The following is a 6,336-nucleotide window of genomic DNA, read 5'->3' as shown; positions in this document are numbered from 1 at the left end:
TGATATAGTAAAACTGTAACATTATGACTTTTATGGATATATTTACTATTCTGTGACATCGAGTCACAAAATAGTAATAATTAACGAGGCAAGCCTCGAGGTATTAAACCTGAAAGCGAATAAAGTTTACACTATGAAAAAATTGTTACGCTATGTATTGCTTTTTACTGCACTTATCTTAGTAAGCTGTGCTACCAAAAACGTTAAATCTTAAAAATACACAGATAAAGATTTATCGAGTTTTAAAATTTTTGCTTATTTACCAAATACAACTTTTAGTTCAGAAGAATTTAATACAAATTTAGACCAATCAATTGAAAAATCTTTAGTAGCTACGATGAATACTTAAATGATTGAAAACGGGTTTATAGTAAATAAAAACAAACCCAATTTACTTATACTAATAACAACGTCTAACGACAGAAAAGGTAATTTTGTTAATAGAAACAAAAATAAGTATAAGTAAGCAGAAGTATCTACAAGTCCCAACTATGCCTCAGTTAGCGCTTCTCAATACAAGAGCTACTTTGATAAAGGTAGTGATGAGCTGAACAACAGGCCTTATAAAGAAGGCTCTTTGATTGTTGAAGTTTTTTAGAAGGTGAAAAGAATTAATTTGGCTAGGCATTGCAGACAACTTTAGAGCACATATCTCCGACCAAACGCTAAGAACTAGAATGATAAATGAAATTTTTGAAGAGTTCCAAGGAAAATAGTAAATAGATATATTAGATTCATAAATTATTTACCACAAAAAAACCGATACTTTCGTATCGGTTTTTTTTGCTCCTCTTTTTGGACTCGAACCAAAGACCCTCTGATTAACAGTCAGATGCTCTAACCAACTGAGCTAAAGAGGAAGAATTTTTTCGCTTAAGCGAGGGCAAATATAAACCAAATTTTTATTCTCTACCAAAAGAAAATTAAAAAATTGTATATTTTTTTAGTTGGTAATAGCTTTAAATATATCATTACCGTTAGCAAATAATACTAAGGCAATTAAAATAAAGAACCCTATAACTTGTGCACGCTCTAAAAACTTTTCGCTCGGCTTACGCCCAGAAATCATTTCGTAAAGTAAAAACATAACATGACCACCATCTAGAGCTGGTATTGGTAATAGATTAAGTATGGCTAACATTATAGATAAAAAGGCTGTAAGCTTCCAAAACGAATACCAACTCCAAACGTCTGGGAAGACATCATAAATAGCTTTAAATCCACCAAGACCTTTGTAAGCACCTGTCTTTGGACTAAAAATAGCTTTTAATTGACTAAAGTAGTTAGTGATTGTTTTTGTGAATTTTTTTCCTCCTGCAACAAAGCTTTCTCCAAACGAGTATTCTCTTCTAAAAACTTCGTAGTACCCTAACTCTTCAAAATCTGGATGTATTCTGTAAGGGTTAAAGCCAAACTTACCATATTTATCTAGAGTGAGTTGAGTATTGATTTGTTTTCCGTCTCTAAGTAATTCGACTTCGACATTCGTATCTTTTATCCCATTTAGGCTTTTATCTAATTGGTCATAATAAACAAGCTCTTTCCCGTTTATTGACTTAATAATATCTCCTTTTTTAACATCGTTAGATTTATTTGCCGAACTATCTGCAATATTTGCAACCATAAAAGGCACGCGATATTCAAATAAATCTTTATTTCTGCTTGACGATAATTGCCCTAGAAAATCTTCTGGTAAACTAAGTGTCTTTACTTCACCATTTCTTTCAATAGTTATAGATTGTGCTTCAATTAAATATTGCCCAATGTCCGAGTCGTTTATAATTGCATTGTCATTAATTTTTAAAACCTTGTCTCCTGTCTTAAATCCTGCTTCTACTAGTGTTGGGTGCTCAATCCAGTAGCCGTCTTTTAAACTATCTACTTTTACATCCGCATCACCATAACCAAACGAAACAAACACATAAATAACATAAGCCAATATAAAATTGACAGAAACACCGCCAAGCATTATAATGAGACGCTGCCATGCTGGCTTGGAGCGAAATTCCCAGGGTTTTGGTGGCAATGCCATTTGCTCCTTATCCATACTCTCGTCAATCATACCTGCAATCTTTACGTAACCTCCAAGTGGTAACCAACCAATACCATAAACAGTTTCGCCAATTTTCTTTTTAAATAGTGAAAATTTTACATCAAAAAAGAGGTAAAACTTTTCGACCTTGGTTTTAAATAATTTGGCAGGTATAAAGTGGCCTAGCTCATGCAGTACGATAAGCAAGGATAAACTAAGTAAAAATTGAGATATCTTAATTACAAATTCCATGTAGTCTTTTTCAAAATTTCGATTGACAAAAGTAATGCTTTAAAGGGATTTAGAAAATTATTGACTTTCTATTCAACATTATTTTAACAGGTTTGGTTTTTACGACTTATATTGAAGTTAAATCCTGACAAAAATCATAGAAAAAACAATAGTGCATCTTACCTTTGTAATGCTAAAAATAAAGTGAGTTATATGCATTTAGGAACATTTTTTAAAGATTACAAAAAGTTTGGAATTTTCTTTTCGGTACTGTGTATCATTATCATCACGATTATTTATAATGTTTATAACCAAAAAAAACCTTTACCTATTTGGAATCCTGAAAACGTTAATGCAGAAATGGTTGACCAAAGCATCCAACACGTTGCTAAATACCACACTATTGCAGATTTTAACTTGACCAACCAAAATGGAAAAACCATAACACAGGACGATTATAAAAATAAAATCTATGTGGCCGATTTCTTTTTTACCACCTGCCAAACCATCTGTCCGATTATGACAGACCATATGTATAAAATACAAAAGGAAATTATCAGTGATGATGATGTGATGTTACTTTCGCATTCAGTAACTCCTGTAAAAGACAGCGTGCCAGTATTAAAAGCTTATGCTAAAAAGAAAGGCGTAATTGACCGCAAATGGAATTTAGTCACAGGTGATAAAAAACAGATTTACAAATTGGCTAGAAAAAGCTACCTAGCAGTTAAAGAAGATGGAAACGGCGATATCTACGACATGATACATACCGAAAACTTCTTACTCATTGACAAAAAACGTCAAATCCGCGGGTTTTATGATGGTACTCATCCTGAAGACATCCAACGACTACTAAATGATATAGAAACGCTTAAATATTTTGGTGGCTCTTAAATTTATGTGAAGTCTATATCCTACACTTAAAATTTTCCATTATTTTTGCTTCTTTAAAATTATTCTAAATAAGCAAAACCAAATTTTTTAAAGCCTAAAGCGTCAAAAAATGATAATTGAGCTTAGTTCGACGAAGGTCGAAATCTAAAAAACACTGAATAAATTGACTTTAGCTGAACTAAAACGCGGACAATACGGTATAATTAAAGACGTTTCATCAAAAAATATCCCATTAAAATTATTAGAAATGGGATGTCTCCCTGGAAACTCCGTGAAACTCGTTCAATTAGCGCCTTTCTCTGACCCTATGTACCTTAACATTAACGGTACACATCTAGCCATAAGAAAGGAAACTGCTAGTCATATCCTAATAGAAACTACAACAGATGAGTAAACAAATTAACGTAGCTTTGATAGGAAATCCTAATACAGGAAAAACATCAGTATTCAATGCACTTACTGGTCTTAATCAAAAGGTTGGAAATTATCCTGGAATCACCGTTGAAAAAAAGGAAGGTATCTGCAAACTACCTCGTGGTGTCAAAGCACATATCATAGATTTACCAGGTACGTATAGCTTAAACGCATCGTCTTTGGATGAAAGTGTGGTTATAGAACTACTCCTCAACAAAAATGATAAAGATTATCCAGATGTTGCAGTAGTTATCACTGATGTAGAAAATCTAAAACGTAACCTTTTAGTTTACACTCAGATTAAAGACCTCGAAATACCTACAATCCTAGTCATTAATATGGCAGACCGGATGGCTTACAAAGGTATTTCCTTAGATGTAGAACATCTTGAAACGCAACTCAATACCAAAATTGCGGTTATAAGTACTCGCAAAAACGAAGGGATTGATACTTTGAAGAATTTAATTTCAAACTACAAAACCATACCAAACGAACCTTGCTTAGACACTAGTTCAATTGACACAGCGTATTTTGAAGGTCTTAAAAAAGCATTCCCAAATCAATCCCTGTATAAACTCTGGTTGGTTATTACACAGGATGTCAATTTTGGTAAAGTTGACAGAAATACAATTAAAGATACTTCTGATTTTAAAACAAAATCAGAAGTCGACCTTAAAAGACTACAGCAAAGAGAAACTATAAAACGCTACCAGTTTATAAACAACATTCTTAAAGAAGGGCAATCTATTGACCTAAGAGCTGCAAAAGATTTACGGATAAAGTTAGATAGAATTTTGACCCATAAAGTTTGGGGTTATCTTATTTTCTTTATCATTTTATTGACCATTTTTCAAGCTATTTATGATTGGGCTGAAGTACCAATGGATTTTATAGATAGTAGTTTTGCATCCTTAAGTGATTGGGTAAAAACTACACTTCCAGCGGGTGCTTTTACTAATCTGTTAGCCGAAGGTGTCATTTCAGGACTTGGAGGGATTGTCATTTTTATACCACAAATTGCATTTTTGTTTTTATTTATTTCTGTCTTAGAAGAAAGCGGCTACATGAGTCGCGTTGTATTTTTAATGGACCGAATTATGCGTCGTTTTGGACTAAGTGGCAAAAGTGTGGTGCCACTGATTTCAGGTACTGCATGTGCGATTCCTGCTATTATGGCAACTCGTAATATAGAAAGCTGGAAAGAACGCCTAATAACTATTTTGGTAACTCCTTTTACAACTTGTTCAGCGCGTTTACCAGTATATTTAATTATTATATCATTAGTTATTCCTCAAGGTCGCTTTCTAGGATTGAGCTATCAAGCTTTAACTCTAATGCTACTTTATCTCATCGGTTTTGGTGCAGCTGTTGGCTCGGCATATTTACTCAATAAGTTTATGAAGATAAAGTCAAAATCATTCTTTGTAATAGAAATGCCAAATTACAAACTTCCGCTTTTCAAAAACGTAGCGTTGACTGTTTTAGAAAAGACAAAATCGTTTGTTTTTGGTGCTGGTAAAATCATTTTGGCTATATCTATTGTACTTTGGTTTTTGGCCTCTTATGGCCCAGGAGAAGACTTTAATAATGCCGAAGAAATTGTAACAGAACAATACGCCAATCAAAATTTATCTAAGGGTGAATTAGATGAAAAAATTGCTTCATATAAACTCGAGCATTCGTTTATTGGTATTACTGGTCGCGCTATCGAGCCAGCAATTAGACCTTTAGGTTACGACTGGAAAATTGGCATTGCCATCGTCAGTTCTTTTGCTGCACGAGAAGTATTTGTAGGAACACTGGCAACCATTTATAGTGTTGGTAGTGACGAAGAAGTCACTATTAAAAACCGGATGGCAGCGGAAGTCAACCCTATTTTAGGCGGTCCATTATTTAATTTGGCTTCGGGAATTTCACTTTTATTATTTTATGCATTTGCCATGCAATGTATGAGTACATTAGCCATTGTAAAACGTGAAACTAATAGTTGGAAATGGCCCGTACTGCAACTCACAATAATGACCGCAATTGCTTATATTGTAGCACTTATTGCATATCAGTTTTTAAAGTAAGTTTTCAATAAAAAGAGCTACTAAAAGAGTATGAACGACATCTTTCAAAACATATTAGTTTTTATCACGTTGGGATTTGCGTTGGCGTTTCTAATTCGAAAATTTATTTGGAAACCTAATAAGAAAACTTCAAAAGCGTGTGGAAATGATGGCTGTGGTTGTCATTAAGCTTATAGTAGCTTAAAACCATATTACAAGAGCTTAACCCTGCTTTCAAGAATTTTCTTAACTTTGTTAAGATGAGTAAATTATTTGGCTTACTACTTTCTTCTTTAATTCTAATACAAAGTCTTCATATTGGAACGGACGATATTATGCAACTAGATGAACTCATTAAGCATGCCCAATTTCATAAACAAGAACATGGTGACAATTTTTTTGTGTTTCTATCAAAGCATTATGGTGAGCTTAAAGCAGAACACAGTAAAAATCATCAGGAGGAACAAAATGAGCATGAGCAACTCCCTTTTAAATATCATGGCCACAATATCTCTATTTTAGCATTTTTCAATATAACTTTACGTGAATCTACTGACCAAATTTATATTATAGTTAGAACGGAAGGAAATTTTCATTATTTAAATCTTTACGCTTCTCTCCACGAGACCCAACTTCTTCAGCCACCAAAATACGCATAATTGATTTTAAAATTTTACCTACTTAAATAAACAAGCAGGCATTTTTCAATTTTAT

The 6,336-nt window shown here is 33.3% G+C and carries 5 protein-coding genes and 1 tRNA gene; 4 read left to right on the top strand and 2 right to left on the bottom strand.

The features are described from left to right. Positions 1-786 precede the first annotated feature (786 nt). Both HKP48_RS03840 and rseP read right to left on the bottom strand, forming a co-directional pair. A tRNA-Asn gene (locus HKP48_RS03840) sits at positions 787-860 on the bottom strand. 83 nt (positions 861-943) lie between these two features. Continuing rightward, positions 944-2,284, bottom strand: coding sequence for an RIP metalloprotease RseP (rseP, locus tag HKP48_RS03835; protein ID WP_296343002.1), 1,341 nt, complete (start codon positions 2,282-2,284; stop codon positions 944-946). A 192-nt stretch (positions 2,285-2,476) separates the two neighbouring features. Here rseP and HKP48_RS03830 point away from each other — a divergent pair, with 192 nt between their 5' ends. The 4 genes from HKP48_RS03830 (at position 2,477) to HKP48_RS03810 (ending at position 6,281) form a co-directional block, all read left to right on the top strand. Then, positions 2,477-3,157, top strand: coding sequence for an SCO family protein (locus tag HKP48_RS03830; RefSeq protein ID WP_296343000.1), 681 nt, complete (start codon positions 2,477-2,479; stop codon positions 3,155-3,157). Positions 3,158-3,320: 163 nt separating this feature from the next. Beyond that, positions 3,321-3,551, top strand: coding sequence for a FeoA family protein (locus HKP48_RS03825; protein WP_296342999.1), 231 nt, complete (start codon positions 3,321-3,323; stop codon positions 3,549-3,551). Next, complete coding sequence (gene feoB / locus HKP48_RS03820; protein ID WP_296342998.1) at positions 3,544-5,643, top strand: ferrous iron transport protein B; 2,100 nt, start codon at positions 3,544-3,546, stop codon at positions 5,641-5,643. Before HKP48_RS03825 ends, feoB begins: the two co-directional genes overlap by 8 nt. Positions 5,644-5,882: 239 nt before the next feature. Continuing rightward, complete coding sequence (locus HKP48_RS03810; protein ID WP_296342994.1) at positions 5,883-6,281, top strand: hypothetical protein; 399 nt, start codon at positions 5,883-5,885, stop codon at positions 6,279-6,281. Positions 6,282-6,336 lie beyond the last annotated feature (55 nt).

It is taken from the genome of Winogradskyella sp. (genome assembly GCF_013042245.1).
GTDB lineage: Bacteria > Bacteroidota > Bacteroidia > Flavobacteriales > Flavobacteriaceae > Winogradskyella.
This window is presented reverse-complemented; position numbering and strand designations above follow the sequence as displayed.